The sequence below is a fragment of the Candidatus Sulfotelmatobacter sp. genome (genome assembly GCA_035504415.1).
GTDB lineage: Bacteria > Vulcanimicrobiota > Vulcanimicrobiia > Vulcanimicrobiales > Vulcanimicrobiaceae > Vulcanimicrobium.
In genome coordinates, this window is sequence record DATJRY010000017.1 from 503,179 (window position 1) to 519,861 (window position 16,683).

The window sequence follows — 16,683 nt, forward strand, 5'->3', positions numbered from 1 at the left end:
GGTTCTCCCATCCGCTAATGATAATGAGAGGAGTTTATCAATATCCGGAGTAGCCCTCTGCAACACTCCTGGAGGGATCCCATGTCCGTCTCGCTTTTCGTCGGCAATCTAAACTATTCGGTCAAGGAAGACGATCTCGTCGAGCTCTTCCGCCCGTACGGAACCGTCGTCCGCGTCCGTATCCCAACCGACCACCAAACGCACCGCCCGCGCGGCTTCGGCTTCGTAGAGATGGACGGCGCCGATGCCGACCGTGCGGTGCGGGAGCTCAACGGCGCCCATTTCTTCGGTCGGTCACTCGCAGTGAATCCGGCGCGGCCGCGTGAAGAGCCGGCGAGGCGGGCGTGAGAGAATTCCGCCTCCTCATCGGTCTGCGGCTCGATAGGCCGGAGTACTACCTGGGATTCGATCCGGTGTCCGTCGAGAGTCCGGACTACCGCAGTGTCCGCGGCATGTTGACGGACCACTTAGACGAGTTGGAAGGTCACGTTTCGGCATTACGTGCGGTGCTTGCCACGCGAGATCCGGAAGATGCCGAGCACCTCTTGCAAGACGGCGTACGTATGCAAGTCTCGGAAGTCATCCTGCGCCCGAAAGTCTCTGCAGCCGAATATCTGCCCCGCCTACGCGAAGCGAGCCCCGACGCATTGTTGGAGGACTTTCACCGATTGGTTGACGGCGCATCTTGAGCATCCGGTGGCAATGGGCCGCCGTGGTCGCGATTCACGCCATGAACTCACCTTGACAACGTGGATAGCCACCGTGTGCCGCTCCGTCGGCAGCTCGCGGCGCGCGGCGCTGATCGTGGCGCTCGGCACCTTGCTGGCGCCGGCGCCGGTGGGTGCGAGCAGCTTCGCCGACGCGATCAATCGGCAACGCGCCCAGATCTCCGCGAACCGGCATCGCCTCGAGCTGAAACGGCAACAGTTGAATTTCGAAGAACTCCGGGAGCGTGATCTGCAGCGTCAACTTGGCGAGACGGCGGCGTCGATCGCGCTCGTCCAAGGGCGCATCGGGACATTGGACCAGCAAATTGCGAACACGACCGATGCAGAAGAACAGGCGCGTCGCCGACTGGACGCGGCTCAGGATGCGCTTCGCCGTCAACGACGCGCATCGGATCACCGGCTCGTGCAAATGTACGAGCGTCCGTCCGACCGGCTGCTGGCCGTCCTCTTCGGCGCGACGTCGTTCATCGACCTGACGGAGCGTTGGCACGATCTCGCACTCGTCGCACACGAGGACCAGCGAGAAATCGTCGATCGAACGGCGGCGGTTCGTCGCGTCACGCGCGCGCAAGAAGTGCTCCTCGCGACTAGTCAACGTTTGCAGTCGGAGCGCGCTGCAAAATCGCAAGAGCAAAGTCAGCTCAGTGCGCTCGGGCGGCAGCGCTCCGATCTCGTCTCACTGGCTGATGCGCACCGCATGTCTGTCGCGCGGGAGGTGCACGTGCTCGAGGACCTCACCGCGCAAGAAGAAGCGCAGCTCGAGGCGCTCATTCGCGAACAAGAAGCGGAGATTGCTCGGCAGCGACGTGCTGGTCGGATCCCGACGCCGCCGGCGCCGCGGATCGGCGGCATGCAGTGGCCGCTGCGAGGACCGATTACCTCGCCATTCGGTATGCGGCTCAATCCGTTCACGCACGCGAACACCGAATTCCATCCGGGCATCGACATCGCGGTTGACGTAGGTACGACGGTCGCCGCGGCGGCAGCTGGACGCGTCATCATCGCCGGATGGGTCAGCGGCTATGGAAACTACATCGCGATCGACCACGGGAACGGTCTCTCGACGGGCTACGGTCATCTGTCGACGTTCTATGTGACCGTCGGCCAAGACGTGCAAGCTGGGCAGGCCATCGGCGCCTCGGGGAACACGGGCCGATCGACCGGCCCCCATCTCATTTTCGAGGTGCGTCGTGGCGGAATGCCGATCGACCCGACGCCATATTTACCCTAGCGCTGCAGCTCGTTGTGCCAGGGCCGACGCTTTCTTCGAACGACGAAAGAGAAGAGCCAGAATCCACTTTATACGGATGTCTGGCTCTTCATTATGGTAGCCCCAACGGGATTCGAAACTGTTGGCTCTGTCCGCTTGAAACCGCTGGAGTCGAAAAACCGGCATTTTCCCGCGTGCGACGCCGACTGAGACCGCGGGAAAACGGCAGGCACCGGCAGAGTCGGTGACAACACGCGACCGACGACATCGCCGTCATTGTATCGGCTACCCGAGGCTTGCGACCTACGCGATGGTGCCGGCCAATGCCCTTCCCTTCGCCGATCCGCCACTCCGTGTGTCGTTCAGTGCATGCTGCGCGAGATCGTCTTTACGCTCAGCGTCACCGGCCGCATCGTCCGCGAGGCCGAAGTCCAGACCGCAGGCAACGTCACGCTCGCGCGAACGACCATCGCCAGCGACCGCTCGCGCAAGAAGACCGCCAAGGCCGATTTACTCGACGCCGTCGGCTTCGGCAACGTGGCGGGGCAACTCACCGCCCTTGCGAAGGGCGAGTTCGTCCGCATCACCAGAACGGTCCGTACCTGGTCGTATGACGACACGTCGGGCACCCGGCGCAAGAGTGCGCAAATCGTTCCCGCAAGGTCGAGCGCTACGCGCAGGAGGCAGCCGCGTAAGCAGCGCCTCCGGCCCGTGGATTCGCGAAGTGTTCGTGTCGCTGGTTCGCTACCTCGTCATCCGCACTGTCGCGCGGATGCTGCTCCGCCGGCGCCGCGATGATCACCGCGTGGCGGAGGTCCGGATTCGCTCGTCGCCGAGTTTGTCTAAGGTCGCTGCGTCCTCGGTACACTTCTGCGGAGAACGCTAAGGTTTGCCCGGATGCTCACGGCTCGAAGCCGGGCGCGCTCTCGGTGGAAGGTCCGCCACCGCTCCGCAATCGCCTCGTCTACGAACCGCCGTCCGATGCCACCGTCGTCGGACACCGTCTCGATTTTGTCGTAGCCGCCCACGGACCGGGCAAAGGCGTCCGCGATCTCGATGAACGTCGGTTCGTCGTGGTCCATGTGGCAGCCTTGGCGTCCTATGACTTCGCCCGTGACCGGGCAGATCAACGTTTCTGCGTCACCGAAGGCGCGATCACGAGCGGCAAGTTTCTGATCGAGCACGGCGTATCGCATGGCGCTTTGCACCTTTGCGCTTTGCGACGTCCCATAGAGGCACTGCATAAACGAGAAGTCCGTCTCGCTTCCGTCGCTCCGCACGATCCAGAATCCGTCATTGTTGATGTTCCGGCGGACGTCGAAGTGATCAACCCCGTTCCCGACCTTCGTCTCGGCTTGCGGATGGAGAGCTAGAAGGTCTCGAAGAAACTCGTCGTCGCCGCCTAACGCTCGGCCCGCGACTTTGGTGCGCTCACGAACTTCGTAGATCGTGGCCAGCGCCTCTTTCTTTGTGCGGAAGGCCCGTCCGCCGATTATGATCTCCACCGTTGGCTACCGCAAATTCGCATCGAGGTAGTGCGGGAGTGTTCTGACGGAGTTGATGACGAGCATCGCCTCCGCCGGTGCAAGAAGTGACACGTTGGGATGCGCCATACTCTGCTGGTTCCGGAGGGGATTCAGCGCGTCGACGATGGTAGCGAACGCCCGTCCGATCTTGTTCGTCTGCTCGCTGCTCTGCGCGACCGCGGGATGCCCTTTCAGTAGAACTTTCATGAGCGCGGTGATGTCGGCATCCGGCGCATACGCCAGATTGTGCTTGTCGGCTGCGACGCGCAGGTATGCATGCAGCGCGGTGTGGACGCGGTCGACGCCGCTCGTGGCGCAGGTGCAGGCAATCAGCGCCTCTGCGTCGGCGAGGGCGCGTTCGACCACGTCGCTGGTGATCGCAAGGTTCGGGGACTGGACATTCGTGAGGCCTTCGCTCGGATCGAGTCCAATGGCGACGAAGCGCACGTAGCCGTCAGGAACGATTTCCGACACGGCCTTGGCGATCTGCTCGTACACCGCGAGCCGCGAAGGATTAACCTGCTCGCCCAGTTCGACGTACGTGTCCATTGGCGCTCGCCAATACAGAACGTTGAACTCGTCACCTGACGTCGCCGGCCCTTCTCGAAGCCGTTTTCGTTCGCAGCAACGATCTCGTGCCGCGCGATGGCGCTTTCCAGTACGGCGCCGTCACGCCCGCTGCGAAAGTATGCCACACGATCTCCTTCGCGGGTTCGGGAAGGATCTTCCGGGCCTTGTCTTCTTTCGGGAAGGCGTAGCCCTCGACGACCTTGCGAGCGGCGTACGGTGAGGCGAGCATGAACTTGACCACGCCGCGAGCGCTCATCGAGAACGGTTTCGGGTCGCGCGCGCCGGGAAGGACCGTGAGGGTTGCCATCGCGCTCGCCCTCAGCGTTTCTAGGTCTGCCGGTCCGAGAGGACCGATGCGGCGACCGCACTGCCGGGCTCTTGCCGGTGGCCAGCAACGACCCGGCGGTCGAAGCGACCTTGGCGCTCGTGTGAGCCACGGGGTTAAGCGCTCGCGGGCTCGTCCGGGTGTCTGACAGGGCTGCCCCGGCGATGCTGCGGACGTCGGGGTTCTTGCTCGTTTGGAGCAGCCGGCTCGCGATGCGGTCGATTCCCTGGTGGGTGTCCCCTCGGCAGCGCCTCTTGCCACGATAGCCTCCGGGAATAGACGTTCGGGGGAACGTGTGTTCAATAAACTAGCCGGTATGGCACGCCGTACAGCCGGTCAACAGGACCCGCCTAGAATATGGGCGGGCTGAGCGCCACCGTCCTGACACTCCTTCGCGGAAGTCAAGCGTGGGCGCTTTGGCGAACGGCGCTGTGATGCGGGTGGCTCTGGCCTCGAGGCAGCGGCGCGGGAGGCGGCGACCGAATGCTAATTACGCCGTTCTCTGATCAGCCGACCGATGCGCTGCGTACCGCGGTGAACAGCCTTCGTGCGGACCGCGAGAACGTGCAGCGCATTTGGATCTTCGATCCGGAACAGCGCCGGGACGACGATCCGTCGCCGCCTGCGATCTCGTTCGGCTCTGACTCCGGCCTGCGCTTCGTCGCGCCATTTGCGCCGGGCCGGCTGATGTATTTCGACGCGGTGACGCAAAAATATCGGCCTGCGAAGCGTCGTACTATCCTCGGGCTCGACTCGAACCTGTGTTCATTGCTCCGTGAAGTCTTCGTTCACGGTTCCGATGATCCGACGCGGACGCGGAGGGTCATCGACCTTGCAAAGCACGCGCGCATTTGGCGCGCGGAAGTTCAGCCCATGCTATATCTGCGTGAACTCGTCCTCCGCCTACCCATAGCCGACCTGCGAAACGACGCCGAAAAGGCAGTCGTGTCGATGTTCAAGATGCAGGCATTGCGGCCGCAATCGAGCGAGGGGGCGGGGCGGCTGATCTTCGATGAAGCCATACTCGACCACTTCGAAGAGCGCTTTGGTGTACGAACGTTCGAAGAGGCTGCGTCCAAGCAGGTCGACCTTATGCTGCAAAAAGGGGACGTCGGACACGCGCACGATCACATCGTGATATATGCAGCGTTGCTCAAGATGATCGACGTCGGCCTTGCTATGAAACAGCGGCCGCTGGATGAGAGGCTCGCTGAAGTCGATGCGTTTATCGTGCGCGACTTGGCTTCTGTTCAACCGCGTCTCCATGTGCTGGCGCGTCTGTTCTTTTCTGGAACGCTGGCACGGCTATTAAAAATCACCGCGGGTAACCCGAATTTCGGCCGCAAGCACCTAATCGGCTCCTCGTACGACCTTTACTTGACGATCATTCATGAGAACTTCTTGGGTACTAGCGATGAACCGCCCGAGGCGTGGCTCTCGATCCTCTGCACGCTGGACGAAGGGCTGTCCAACTACGCAGGCCGCTTTCCGCTGGTGAGTCTCGCGGTCATGAACGATTACTCGTTCCGGATTGCCCATCAGTGGGATGATGCGTGGCTGAAGAATACGCTCGGCGTCGGGCGCTACGACGAGCTTGTGCGCTCAGTGAATGAACGCGTGCCATCGGTCAAGACCAGTTGGCTGACGGAGCGGACGATAGCAATGATTCGTGATATCGAAGCGCGGCTTGGCGTTACGGCTGAGCAGTCGCTTCTCGGCGACGCCACGGCGCAATATATTATCGCCGGGACATCGTTCGGACGTCCAGCATAGTAACCGCAGTACGACAGAGAGTACGAGCATATGCCCGAAAGCGAACAATCGACAGAAGAAGCCCGGCTCAAATGCCCGGCACACTTATCGGATCCCCCGACCGTTCATTTCGAAAAACGCGGTGGGAAGTTGTACTGGGTTTGTGATGCGTTCGGCATGGTGCCGAAGCACCATGGGATTGTGAATCCAAAGGAGTAGAAGTCCACGGCTTGCCCGCCACTTTAGACACGCATCAGCATGACTGAGCCGAACGCTGAAATTCCAGACGGTGTCGCGGTCGCCTTCGAAATATCGGGTGACCGCTCCCGGATAGGAATCACTAAGACGGAGAACGGGCGCTCGTACTGCGTACCGATGGCGAAGCATCTCCTACGTGACGTTGCTGTCGAAGTTGATAGGGCGTCTGTCGTCGCGCTTGAAAGACTACAACCGGAGATAGAACCGCGTCAGAGCACAGCCAGTGATCCCGTGCGGGCCGCATTCGAACCGATCATTGAAGTTGCCGCAGGAACGGTGCTCGCCGAAGCCCTCAAGGATGACCCGACGCGGTACCGCTTTTACCAGGTCGTGGAGGACGTCCTCCGCGCGTACAACGACCTCGAACGCGACAAGTCAGCGATAGTCCGCAGGTTCGACGTCCGGCACGGACCCTATGGCGACCAGATTTCTCGTCGACATCGTGGGGGACGGCCGGTTCGGTCACTCGCCGGCTTGGCACAGCTCCAATACCGTGCGGTGCCGGACCGTTTTCTCAGCGTTCTTCGCATACCGATCATCACTGAATGGCAAGTCGAAGATATACCGGCAACCGCCGCCTTTCCGACGAAACGCATGGCGGGACTGGCTTCACTAGCGATCAGGGACGGGCGTGCGGAAGCGACCGTCAAAGCGCCGGAGCATCCGCTTTTTGTAGACGAGCCGTCAGGAATCGACGTGGCAGTCGTCTACCGCAAATTGGAGCACGGGGCCATTGCGCCGAGTACTCCTTCGACGCCTCTGTGGTCAGCGACAGATGCGCGCTATGTTGGCGGCTCTTTCGGGGGAAGTGACGCGGTCTTCCGTTTTATGGTACCCCGTGTCTCGTTAGCGTTTGGGGACGGAGATATTGCCGCAACGCGTGAAACTTTCCGCGGACTCACGCTGAAGGGGTTCGGGCACCGGATCATGCCCGAATACCCGACCGGGTTTGACCTTATGACGGCCCGGGATGCGTACATCGTGAATATCTACGGACGAGACGCCCGCATCGTTCAGTCAGGCGCGAACCACGTGTCGCTGATCCACGAAGGTGAGCCGCTGCAAGACAGCCAGGTTGACGATGTCCAGACCCTGATCCAATATCTATGCGGCAATCGCGGGCAGCACATCACGACGGAAACGTTCGATGCGACTGGCCGCCTCACATATGAATTTAACGAGCGTAGCGGACCAACGGAGCGTGGACAGCCGCCGATCCAACTCGACCACTGGACGACGACAACAAATTTAGTGGCGCCGCAATTCGAGGCGATGCTTTCCGCGATCAGGAGGCTGCGCGATAAGGCTCCCGTTAAGTTGGATGCAGCGTTTCATCATTATTTCGAAGGCGTGAACTCGTCGTATCCGGTCACGCGCATCTTGATGCTTGCAGTGGCGATTGATACGCTTGTGGCGCTTCAAATCGGAAATCAACGCCAGGCGAGCATTATTGATAATCGCATCTTCCAGCGGGCGATTAAGCCCATTCGTGCGGCCGTCGAGAGATCGCTCGCGGCCGAGTCCGTTCCGTCGGACAAAGCAACGAAGATCCTGAACAAGCTACAGTCGTTGAACAACGCGTCCGCAGCGCAGCGACAGAGGGACTTCTGGACGGACCTTGGGATCAATCTCACGACGGAGGAAGCCGAGGTCCTGGAATCGCGGCACGAAGTTGTCCATGAAGGGCACGTCGGCTCGGAACGTACATCGGACGCTCTCTGGGACAACTATCGCCGAAGTGGTGTGCTCGCAAACCTCTTCAATCGCGCTATGCTCGCGCTGCTCGGGTGGAACGGGCCTTATCTGGATGCGACGGTGACGGACCGGCATGTCGAACTGCCGCTGCACGCGCCGCGTTCTGGCGAAAGCGCCGAGGCCGCGATACCGAGTGCCGATGTAAGCGAGCCTGCACAGTCCTCCTCCGATTCGAGGTCGCTGCCGGATCTCTGGCGGTGAAGGCTGCTTCGTACGGATTATTGCCGTCGGTCCGATTTGTCGCCAGCAGATTGTTGCTGCCGTCGTACAGGTCGACGTAAGCGTTGTCGTTCCCGATGGGAGCGACAACCGGCCACGTGCATTCCGTGTCCGCGCCGACGACCGCGCACGGCGGATTCGTGCCGGTCGTGGTCACCGGGAGCGTGTCGGTTGCGTAGGGCGTCAGCGAGCCGTCGCCGTTGACGACCGAGATGGTCGCGACCGCGTACGAAGTCCAGGGTGAAATCCACTGCGGGCGACGACTGTGGGCGTTCGCCGCCGTCGCGCGGGGCGGGATGATGACCTGGAGTTTGCCGGCCACGACGGGGCCCGGAAGCGAAGACGGTTCGGCTTGCCGAGACGCGCCGAGGAGCGTCAAAATCGCGTAGACCTGCGGGATAGGTGACTAAAATGTGACTAAATCGGACCCTGGAAATGGAAAAACCCTTGTAAAACAAGGATTTCCCAAATAGCCCCAACGGGATTCGAACCCGTGTTACCGCCGTGAGAGGGCGGCGTCCTAGGCCTCTAGACGATAGGGCCGTTGGCTCCCGGTCATGGATTCGAACCACGATGACCTCGTCCAGAGCGAGGCATGCTACCGTTGCATCAACCGGGATTGCTCGATTGTCGATTTGCGTCGGCGCGGGTTCCTGCCCGCGAAGGTCTCCGTTTGGATGTGGCAGTTCGGGCAGAGCATCCGGAGATTTTCCAACCGGTGGTCGTCCCGAACGCCGTTTCGATGATCGATTTGGATGGCCAGGGGCTTCCCCCTCCAGCTGTCCAGGCCGCATTCATCGCAGACGTTCCTGAGTATACCAGCCTGGATCAAGCGCCTTTTGATGGAGCCCCGGTAGCGGCTCCGGGCCAGGACCTCCTCGACGGTCCAGCTCCGGGGACGCGGCCGCACGCTCCCCCGGCGGACCGCCTTGGTCCAGGCCATCAGCGTGAAGCCGAACCGCTGGCAGCAGTCACGGACCGAGTGGCCGGCATCGTAGTACTGCTGCACGGCAGACCAATCGTAGCGTGTCGGCACCGTCGCGGCGCGAAGGCGCCCCCGCCGGATCGCCTTGTACCAAGCTGCCAGTTGGAATCCGAAGCGCTCGCGGCACGCGTCCCGATCGTGGCCGGCATCGTAGTATGCTTGCACGGCAGCCCAATCGTGTGTGCGCATGTTGCCAATGTAGCGGAGGGACGTGCCACCGGGGTGGCACGAACCTAACGTCGTGCAAGCAATCGTCCTCGTCGGCGGTGAGGGAACGCGGCTCCGCCCGCTCACGCTCGAGACCCCGAAGCCCATGGTCCCGGTCATGAACATGCCCTTCCTCGAACGTACGCTGCGGCGGTTGAAGGACGCGGGCATCGAGGACGTCATCTTGCCGGCCGGCTATCTCCCGGACGCGATCACCTCATTTTTCGGCGACGGCTCGGCGCTCGGACTGCGCGTCCGCTACGTGATCGAAGAAACGCCGCTCGGCACCGCCGGCGCCCTCAAGAACGTCGCGCAATACATCGACGGCCCGTTCTTCGTCCTCAACGGCGACGTGCTCACCTCGCTCGACCTGCGCGCGATGATGCAGTATCACCGGCAGAAGGGCGGCGTCGCGACGCTGCATCTGATCCGCGTCGAGGATCCCAGCGCCTTCGGCTGCGTCGTTCATGACGATCAGGGCCGCATCTCGGCCTTCGTCGAGAAGCCGCCGCGCGACGAAGCGCCGACGAACGAGGTCAACGCCGGCACCTACTTGCTCGAACCCGAGGTCCTCGACCGCATCCCCGCCGGTCGCCCGGTCTCGATCGAGCGCGAGACCTTCCCGGCGCTGATCGCCGCCGGTCGCCCCCTCTACGCCTATACGACCGACGACTATTGGATCGATCTCGGCCGCCCCGAGGCGTATCTCGCGGCCCATCGCCACGTCTTCGACGGGGCGATGCCGCTGGGCTTGGCGCCCGACGTCGACGGGCCGGGCCGCGAGACCGTTCCCCGCTCGGCGCTGCGCCCGCCGGTCTTCGTCGGCCGCGACTGCCGGGTCGCCGCCGACGCGGTGGTCGGGCCCTACGCGGTGCTCGGCGACCGCTGCCAGGTCGGCTCGGGTGCGACGGTCGCCGACTCGCTGTTATGGGACGACGTCATCGTCGAAGCGGGCGCGCAGATCGATTGGTCGATCGTCGCCAGTCGCGCGCGCATCGGTGCGGGCGCGCGCGTGGAGCGTGGTGCCGTGATCGGCCATGGTGCAACCATTGCACCCGGTTCCTTGGTAGAGACGAACGCCCGGGTCGCCGTCGAGCCCTGACGTCGAGCCCGCGACCCGCACGGCGTCGCGGTTTGTAGCGCTCCTCGACGGGGTACGTCATTGACGGCCCAAGCGAGCGCGTTCGCAGGGGTGGACCTTGGTGTCTGCCGCCGCGCCCCGTGGGCTTTGCCGGATCACCGTTCGGCCGCCAAAAGGGGAACCCAATACGTGACTGCCGCGCCCCGGATGCTCTTCCTCGGTTCGTTTCCGCCGCGTGAATGCGGCATCGCCACCTTCATGAAGGACGTGGTCACCAGCTACGATCGCGCCTTCGGGACCCGCAGCGACGTGATCGCGATCGACGAGCCGGGCGGAGAGGGTCGCGTCTATCCGCCGGAAGTGATTGCTCGGTTGGTGCAGCACGATCGCGGTTCGGCCTTGCGAGTCGCGGACGTGGTCAACGATCATCCGTGCGACGCGCTGAACATCCAACACGAGTACGGTCTCTTCGGCGGCGAAGAAGGCGAGTGGGTCCTGGATCTGATCGCGCGCGTCCGCAAACCCGTCATCACCTCGCTGCACACCGTCGTGCCGGATCCCTCGCCGCAGCACTTGCGGGTCGCGCGCGCGCTCTGCGCGTCGTCGGCCGGCATCGTCGTCCTCTCGGAGACCGGTCGCGAGCTGTTGATCGAACGCTACGGCGTCGACGCGCGCAAGGTGCGCGTGATCCCGCACGGCGTTCCCGACGTGCCGCTCAGCGACACCGCTGAAGCCAAGGGACATTTCGGCTACGCCGGGCGCACGACGATCTCGACGTTCGGTCTCATCAACCGCGGCAAAGGCCTCGAGTACGCGATCGACGCGATGCAGGCCGTCGTCGCCTCGCACCCCGAGACGCTCTACCTGATCCTCGGCCAGACCCATCCGGTCGTGCGCCGTCACGAAGGCGAGTCGTATCGCCACGAGCTCGAAGCGAAGATCGCCGACCTCGGCCTGTCCGAGAACGTCGTGCTCGTCGACAAATACCTGGACTTCGACGAGCTGCTCGACTACCTCGCCGCCAGCGACCTCTACCTGACGCCCTACCTGAACCCGACGCAGATCGTCAGCGGGACGCTGGCGTACGCGGTCGGCTGCGGCAAGGCCGTCATCTCGACGCCCTATCTCTACGCGCAGGAGCTGCTGGCGCACGGCCGCGGCTTCGTCGTCCCCTTCCGCGACGCGTCGGCGATCGCGACGACGCTGCTCGCGCTGCTCGACGACCCCGCGCTGCGCGAGAGCACGCAGCGGCGCGCATATCGCTTCGGCCGCAACATGACCTGGCCGAACGTGGCGCACGCCTACGGTGAGTACTTCGACGCGCTGTTGCCGCGACGCGCGGCATTGGCGACGCCGGCCTGAAGGCGTCACGCGCGATGCCCGCGCACCGCTGGCCCGAGCTCGATCACGTGCTGGCGATGACCGACGACGTGGGCATCTTGCAGCACGCCACGCTCGACGTCCCCAACCGATCGTTCGGCTATTGCACGGACGACGTCGGACGCGCGCTGATCGTCGCCTGCGACGCCGCCGAGCACGACCCCGAGGATCGCGCCGCGGCCAAGCTCGTGCGGACCTACCTCTCGTTCTTGCACGACGCGCGCTTGCCCGGCGGCGGATTCCACGGCTTCATGGGCTACGATCGCCGCTGGCAGGACCGGGGCGGGACGGGCGACCAGATCGGCCGCGCGCTCTGGGGCCTGGGCTACGCCGAAGGGCGCGCGCCGCGTTCGAGCTGGCGCGCCTTGGCCGCCGCGCTGCGGCGCCACGCGAGCGACGCGCTGCCGGGTCTGGTACACCTGCGCTCGCGTGCGTACGCGGTGCTCGGCCTGGCCGCCGCCTTGGCGTCGCGCCCGAGCGACGAGCTGGCTGTTCGCACCCAGCTCGACGCGCTGGCATCCGCGATCGCCGACGACTACGACCGTCATCGCGCCGACGACTGGATCTGGTGCGAGGACATGATGACCTACGACAACGCGCGCATCCCCGAAGCGCTGCTGCGGGCCGGCACGGCGCTGGGCAACGCGCGCTATCGCGAGGCTGGCCTGTCGATGCTCCGCTTCTATGCCGACGCCGTCATCGTCGACGCGGTGTTCGAGCCGGTCGGGAGCGACGGCTGGTATCCGCGCGGCGGCCCCAAGGCGCGGTTCGCCCAGCAGCCGCTCGAAGCGGCGGCGCTGGTCGAGGCGGCCTTCGTCGCGCTCGACGCGACCGGCGACGAGCGCTGGCACGAGGTCGCCGCGATCGCGCACGCCTGGTTCTTGGGCGGAAACGTCCACGGGTTGGTGCTGGCGTCGGACGGCAGCTGCGCCGACGGCCTGGACGCCTTCGGGCTCAACGCCAACCGCGGCGCGGAGTCGACCCTGAGCTGGATGACCAGCGCGATGACGATGGCCAGACGCTCGGCGATCCCGCTGCGCGCCGTGCGCTGATCAGCGCGCGAACGCGACCGGTTGCGCGCTCGGTGCGGCCAGTCGCGCCGCGATCGCCAGATGCGTGAGCAGCAAGAACGGAACCAGCGCGGTCGGGATCAGCATCCACGGCAGCGCGGTAATCGCCGACGCCGACGCACCGAACAGCTGGATCGGCAATCCCGGTTGTGAGACCACCCCGAGCGTCATCGCGACCACCAGGTCGAGTGCGCCGAACGCGTTCCACGCCGCGAGCAGCCGCGGCGATACGGTGCCCCCACGGCTCGCGTACGCGACGAGCGCGAGCGCGCCGAGCCCGGTGACGATGTCGCCGATGCCGGCCGACTGCGCGAACGGCGCCGGTAGCCGGTGCTGCGCATAGAGCACGAGGAAGAAGACGCCCGCGACCCGCACCCCGTTGGCCCCGACCAGGGCGACGAGCGGCACGCTGCGCAGCGCGGCGCGGAAGCGCGGTCCGGTCGTCCACGCGAGCGCGCCGGCGACGACGGCGAGGACGAACGCGAGCGGAACGAACGGGACCGGACCGATCCGCGTCACCCCGGCCGAGCCGACCGCGGCGAGGATCGCGAACCACGCCGCGGCGAGCGCGAAGGCGACCAGTTTCGCTTGCCGGCTGATGGCGGCCGAACCGACGACGACGGCGACGGCGACGACCATGGCCGCGCTCAACGCGAGCGCACCGACGAGATCCAGCATGGTTTGCTCCGCCCTCGCGGCAGGTGCGAGGGTCTCGCGAACACAATATGACGATCATCATGAGGTGTCAAGCCTGATGCCCTGGGCTCCCGAACACAAACCCGAGACGCGCGCGCGCATCCTCGAGGCCGCCGCGGCCGCCCTGCGCGAGCGCGGCGTCGACGCGGTCGGCGTGGCCGAGATCATGCGCCGGGCGGGGCTGACGCATGGCGGCTTCTACGGCCACTTCCGCTCCAAGGACGAGCTGGTCGCCGCCGCCATCCCGGTGGCCGGCGCCGACAGCGAGGCCTCCCTCGAACGCCTGCATGGCGGCACGCCGGCGACCGCGTTGCTCGAGGCCGTCACGAGCTATCTGAGCCCCGAGCACCTCGCGCACCCCGAGCGCGGCTGTCCGCTGGCGGCGCTCGGAAGCGAGCTCGTGCGCGGTGCGCGTCCGGTGCGGCAGTCCCTCGCGGCCCAGGTGCGCCGCCGCCTGAGCCGGTTGGCCGAGCTGGCGACGGGGGCGGCGACACCGGCGCGGCGCGAGCAGCGGGCGGCCGGTGTCCTTGCTTGCATGGTAGGCGGGATGATCCTGGCCCGTGCGCTGCCCGAGGCGGACGGTCGGGCCCTCCTCCAGGACGTGCGCGAGTTCGTCGCAGGCGCGCTGGCGGAAAGCGGCTGACCTTGCGCGCGCGAACGGAACCCGCGCGCAGCCACCGTGGTTGCATTCGGAGCGTTCTTTCCGCTCCCGCACGCCGTACTAGGCTGTAGAGGCCTGCGCGTCGAACGTTATCGTGATGCTCGCGCAGACCGAACTTCTCAACGATGTCCAGCGCGCGGCCGTCGAGCATACCGACGGTCCCGTGCTGATCTTCGCAGGGGCGGGTTCCGGAAAGACCCGTGTCCTGACGAACCGGATTGCTCACCTCCTCGAAGAGAAGCAGGTCTTCCCGGACCGCATCCTCGCCGTTACCTTCACCAACAAGGCCGCGGGTGAGATGAAGGCGCGGCTCGAGCGAATGGTCGGGGCGCCGGCCCGCGACCTGTGGGTCGGGACGTTCCACTCGATGTGCGTGCGCATGCTGCGCCGCGACGGCCGCAAGATCGGGGTCGCCCCGAACTTCGCCATCATGGATGACGCCGACCAGCGCGCGATCGTGCGCGAGGTGATCGCCGACCTGGACTTCGACGAGCGGCAGATCGCGCCCGGCGCGGCGCTGGCCGAGATCTCGAAGGCCAAGAACAACCTGTGGTCGCCCGACCAGTACGAGGAGAAGAACCCCTCGTTCGCCGGTGAGAAGTACGCGCAGGTCTACCGTGAGTACGACCGCCGTCTGGCCGAGTCGAACGGGCTGGATTTCGACGACCTGATCGGCCGCGCGATCCACCTGCTCGACAGCGACGAAGAAGCGCGCACGCGCTACCAGACGAAGTTCAAGTACGTCCTGGTCGACGAGTACCAGGACGTCAACTACGCGCAGTACCGGCTCGTCGCGACGCTGGCCAAGGAGCACGGCAACATCACGGTCGTCGGCGACGACGACCAGTCGATCTACTCCTGGCGCGGCAGCGACTACCGCATGATCCTGCGCTTCGAGGAAGACTTCCCGGGCGCCAAGGTCTTCAAGCTCGAAGAGAACTACCGCTCGACGCAGACCATCCTCGAGGCCGCCAACGAGCTGGTCGCGCACAACGAGGGCCGCAGCCCCAAGAAGCTGTTCACCCGCCGCGCCGAGGGCGAGAAGGTCACGGCCTTCCAGGCCGAGTCGGAGCGCGCCGAAGTTCGCTACGTGATGGAGAAGATCAAGGAGCACGTGCGCGGCGGTGCCGCCTACCGTGACTTCCTGGTCCTCTACCGCACCAACGCGCAGTCGCGCTACTTCGAAGAGGGCTTCCTCGCCGACGGCATCCCCTACCGGGTCGTCGGCGGCGTCGGCTTCTACGCGCGCACGGAGGTCAAGGACATGCTGTCCTACCTCCGCTACATCGTCAACCCGTCCGACGCGGTCGCGTTCCGCCGCATCGTCAACGTGCCGCGCCGCTCGATCGGCCAACAGACGCTGGCCTCGCTGCTCGAGGCGGCGAATCAGGCCAACGTCTCGGTCGGCCAAGCGGTGTTCGACTCGAACCTGCTCAAGCGCGCGGTGCCCAAGAAGCAGCGCGAGCTCGAGCGCTTCGCCGAGCTGATCGCCGACCTGCGCGAGCGCGCGCAGACGTTCTCGATCTCCGAGCTGCTGATCGCGGTGATGGAGGAGTCGGGCTACCTGCGCGAGCTGCAGGCCGACGAGACGGCCGAAGGCCGCGCCCGCATCGAGAACCTGCAAGAGCTGGTCGGGGTCGCCCGCGAGTTCGAGCAGAACCCGGAGACGGGCTCGACGCTCGACGACTTCCTCTCCAACATCGCGCTGATCAGCGACGTCGACTCGCTCGACGCCGACGCCTCGTTCGTCACCTTGATGACGATGCACGCGGCCAAGGGCCTCGAGTTCCCGATCGTCTTCCTCACCGGTTTGGAAGAGGGCGTCTTCCCGCACACGCGGGCGCTCACCGACATGACCGAGCTCGAGGAAGAGCGGCGCCTCGCGTACGTCGGCGTCACCCGCGCGATGGACCGGCTCTACCTATCCTTCGCCGCGCGGCGCACGCTGTTCGGCAACACCTTCTCGCACCCGCGCTCGCGCTTCATCGAGGAGATGCCCTCGATCGAGGTGATCGGCGGGATCGGGCTCGGACAGCGTCCGGGCGGCGGCCGCTGGCGCGAGGTCTCGATCCACGAGAACGCCGGTGCCGGCGTCGGCATGGACCTCTCGCCGGGCGACAAGGTCCGTCACCCCAAGTGGGGCGAGGGCGTCGTGGCCGAGGTCGTCGGTGCGGGCGGCGACGGTTTGCTCACCATCAACTTCCCGAACGTCGGCCAGAAGATGGTCATGCTCAAATACGCGCCGCTGGAGAAGGTATAG

Annotated in this window: 16 protein-coding genes and 2 tRNA genes; 11 read left to right on the forward strand and 7 right to left on the reverse strand. The window is 65.0% G+C overall.

Annotated features, from left to right (window positions below; translation table 11 throughout):
- Positions 1 to 81 precede the first annotated feature (81 nt).
- From VMD91_16115 to VMD91_16130, 4 genes are all read left to right on the forward strand, one after another.
- Positions 82 to 348 (forward strand): RNA-binding protein, encoded by a 267-nt coding sequence (locus VMD91_16115; GenBank protein HTW85597.1) that lies wholly within the window; start codon positions 82 to 84, stop codon positions 346 to 348.
- The gene (locus VMD91_16120; GenBank protein HTW85598.1) at positions 345 to 689 is read left to right on the forward strand and encodes a hypothetical protein; all 345 of its coding nucleotides are present in this window, start codon (positions 345 to 347) and stop codon (positions 687 to 689) included. Before VMD91_16115 ends, VMD91_16120 begins: the two co-directional genes overlap by 4 nt.
- A complete protein-coding gene (locus VMD91_16125) occupies positions 673 to 1,959 on the forward strand; it encodes a peptidoglycan DD-metalloendopeptidase family protein (protein ID HTW85599.1) in 1,287 nt (428 codons plus the stop codon). The genes VMD91_16120 and VMD91_16125 overlap by 17 nt, the downstream gene beginning before the upstream one ends.
- A gap of 348 nt (positions 1,960 to 2,307) precedes the next feature.
- Complete coding sequence (locus tag VMD91_16130) at positions 2,308 to 2,736, forward strand: single-stranded DNA-binding protein (GenBank protein ID HTW85600.1); 429 nt, start codon at positions 2,308 to 2,310, stop codon at positions 2,734 to 2,736.
- Positions 2,737 to 2,780: 44 nt separating this feature from the next.
- Here VMD91_16130 and VMD91_16135 read toward each other — a convergent pair whose 3' ends face one another.
- Genes VMD91_16135 through VMD91_16145 form a run of 3 tightly spaced genes read right to left on the reverse strand, consistent with a single transcriptional unit; the run spans position 2,781 to position 4,341 of the window.
- Positions 2,781 to 3,443 carry a DCL family protein gene (locus VMD91_16135; protein HTW85601.1) on the reverse strand — a complete coding sequence of 221 codons (663 nt, stop codon included), beginning with the start codon at positions 3,441 to 3,443 and terminating at the stop codon, positions 2,781 to 2,783.
- Between the two features lie 6 nt (positions 3,444 to 3,449).
- Positions 3,450 to 4,013: an abortive infection family protein gene (locus VMD91_16140; protein HTW85602.1), complete on the reverse strand. Its 564-nt coding sequence runs from the start codon at positions 4,011 to 4,013 to the stop codon at positions 3,450 to 3,452.
- 31 nt (positions 4,014 to 4,044) lie between these two features.
- The gene (locus tag VMD91_16145; GenBank protein HTW85603.1) at positions 4,045 to 4,341 is read right to left on the reverse strand and encodes a hypothetical protein; all 297 of its coding nucleotides are present in this window, start codon (positions 4,339 to 4,341) and stop codon (positions 4,045 to 4,047) included.
- A gap of 501 nt (positions 4,342 to 4,842) precedes the next feature.
- Between VMD91_16145 and VMD91_16150 the strand changes: the two genes are divergently transcribed.
- Both VMD91_16150 and VMD91_16155 read left to right on the forward strand, forming a co-directional pair.
- Positions 4,843 to 6,132: a hypothetical protein gene (locus VMD91_16150; GenBank protein ID HTW85604.1), complete on the forward strand. Its 1,290-nt coding sequence runs from the start codon at positions 4,843 to 4,845 to the stop codon at positions 6,130 to 6,132.
- A gap of 354 nt (positions 6,133 to 6,486) precedes the next feature.
- Positions 6,487 to 8,325 carry a hypothetical protein gene (locus tag VMD91_16155; GenBank protein ID HTW85605.1) on the forward strand — a complete coding sequence of 613 codons (1,839 nt, stop codon included), beginning with the start codon at positions 6,487 to 6,489 and terminating at the stop codon, positions 8,323 to 8,325.
- A gap of 488 nt (positions 8,326 to 8,813) precedes the next feature.
- Here the strand turns inward: VMD91_16155 and VMD91_16160 are convergent.
- From VMD91_16160 to VMD91_16170, 3 genes are all read right to left on the reverse strand, one after another.
- Positions 8,814 to 8,886, reverse strand: a tRNA-Glu gene (locus VMD91_16160).
- Positions 8,887 to 8,888: 2 nt separating this feature from the next.
- Positions 8,889 to 8,962, reverse strand: a tRNA-Gln gene (locus VMD91_16165).
- Positions 8,942 to 9,493 carry an HNH endonuclease signature motif containing protein gene (locus tag VMD91_16170; GenBank protein ID HTW85606.1) on the reverse strand — a complete coding sequence of 184 codons (552 nt, stop codon included), beginning with the start codon at positions 9,491 to 9,493 and terminating at the stop codon, positions 8,942 to 8,944. The genes VMD91_16165 and VMD91_16170 overlap by 21 nt, the downstream gene beginning before the upstream one ends.
- A 76-nt stretch (positions 9,494 to 9,569) precedes the next feature.
- Between VMD91_16170 and VMD91_16175 the strand changes: the two genes are divergently transcribed.
- The 3 genes from VMD91_16175 (at position 9,570) to VMD91_16185 (ending at position 13,048) form a co-directional block, all read left to right on the forward strand.
- Complete coding sequence (locus VMD91_16175; protein ID HTW85607.1) at positions 9,570 to 10,637, forward strand: NDP-sugar synthase; 1,068 nt, start codon at positions 9,570 to 9,572, stop codon at positions 10,635 to 10,637.
- Positions 10,638 to 10,805: 168 nt separating this feature from the next.
- Complete coding sequence (locus tag VMD91_16180) at positions 10,806 to 11,978, forward strand: glycosyltransferase family 4 protein (GenBank protein HTW85608.1); 1,173 nt, start codon at positions 10,806 to 10,808, stop codon at positions 11,976 to 11,978.
- A gap of 14 nt (positions 11,979 to 11,992) precedes the next feature.
- Positions 11,993 to 13,048 (forward strand): hypothetical protein, encoded by a 1,056-nt coding sequence (locus tag VMD91_16185; protein HTW85609.1) that lies wholly within the window; start codon positions 11,993 to 11,995, stop codon positions 13,046 to 13,048.
- Here VMD91_16185 and VMD91_16190 read toward each other — a convergent pair whose 3' ends face one another.
- Positions 13,049 to 13,744 (reverse strand): hypothetical protein, encoded by a 696-nt coding sequence (locus tag VMD91_16190; protein ID HTW85610.1) that lies wholly within the window; start codon positions 13,742 to 13,744, stop codon positions 13,049 to 13,051.
- Positions 13,745 to 13,820: 76 nt separating this feature from the next.
- Between VMD91_16190 and VMD91_16195 the strand changes: the two genes are divergently transcribed.
- Both VMD91_16195 and VMD91_16200 read left to right on the forward strand, forming a co-directional pair.
- Complete coding sequence (locus VMD91_16195) at positions 13,821 to 14,405, forward strand: TetR/AcrR family transcriptional regulator (protein ID HTW85611.1); 585 nt, start codon at positions 13,821 to 13,823, stop codon at positions 14,403 to 14,405.
- 115 nt (positions 14,406 to 14,520) lie between these two features.
- Positions 14,521 to 16,683: a DUF3553 domain-containing protein gene (locus tag VMD91_16200; protein HTW85612.1), complete on the forward strand. Its 2,163-nt coding sequence runs from the start codon at positions 14,521 to 14,523 to the stop codon at positions 16,681 to 16,683.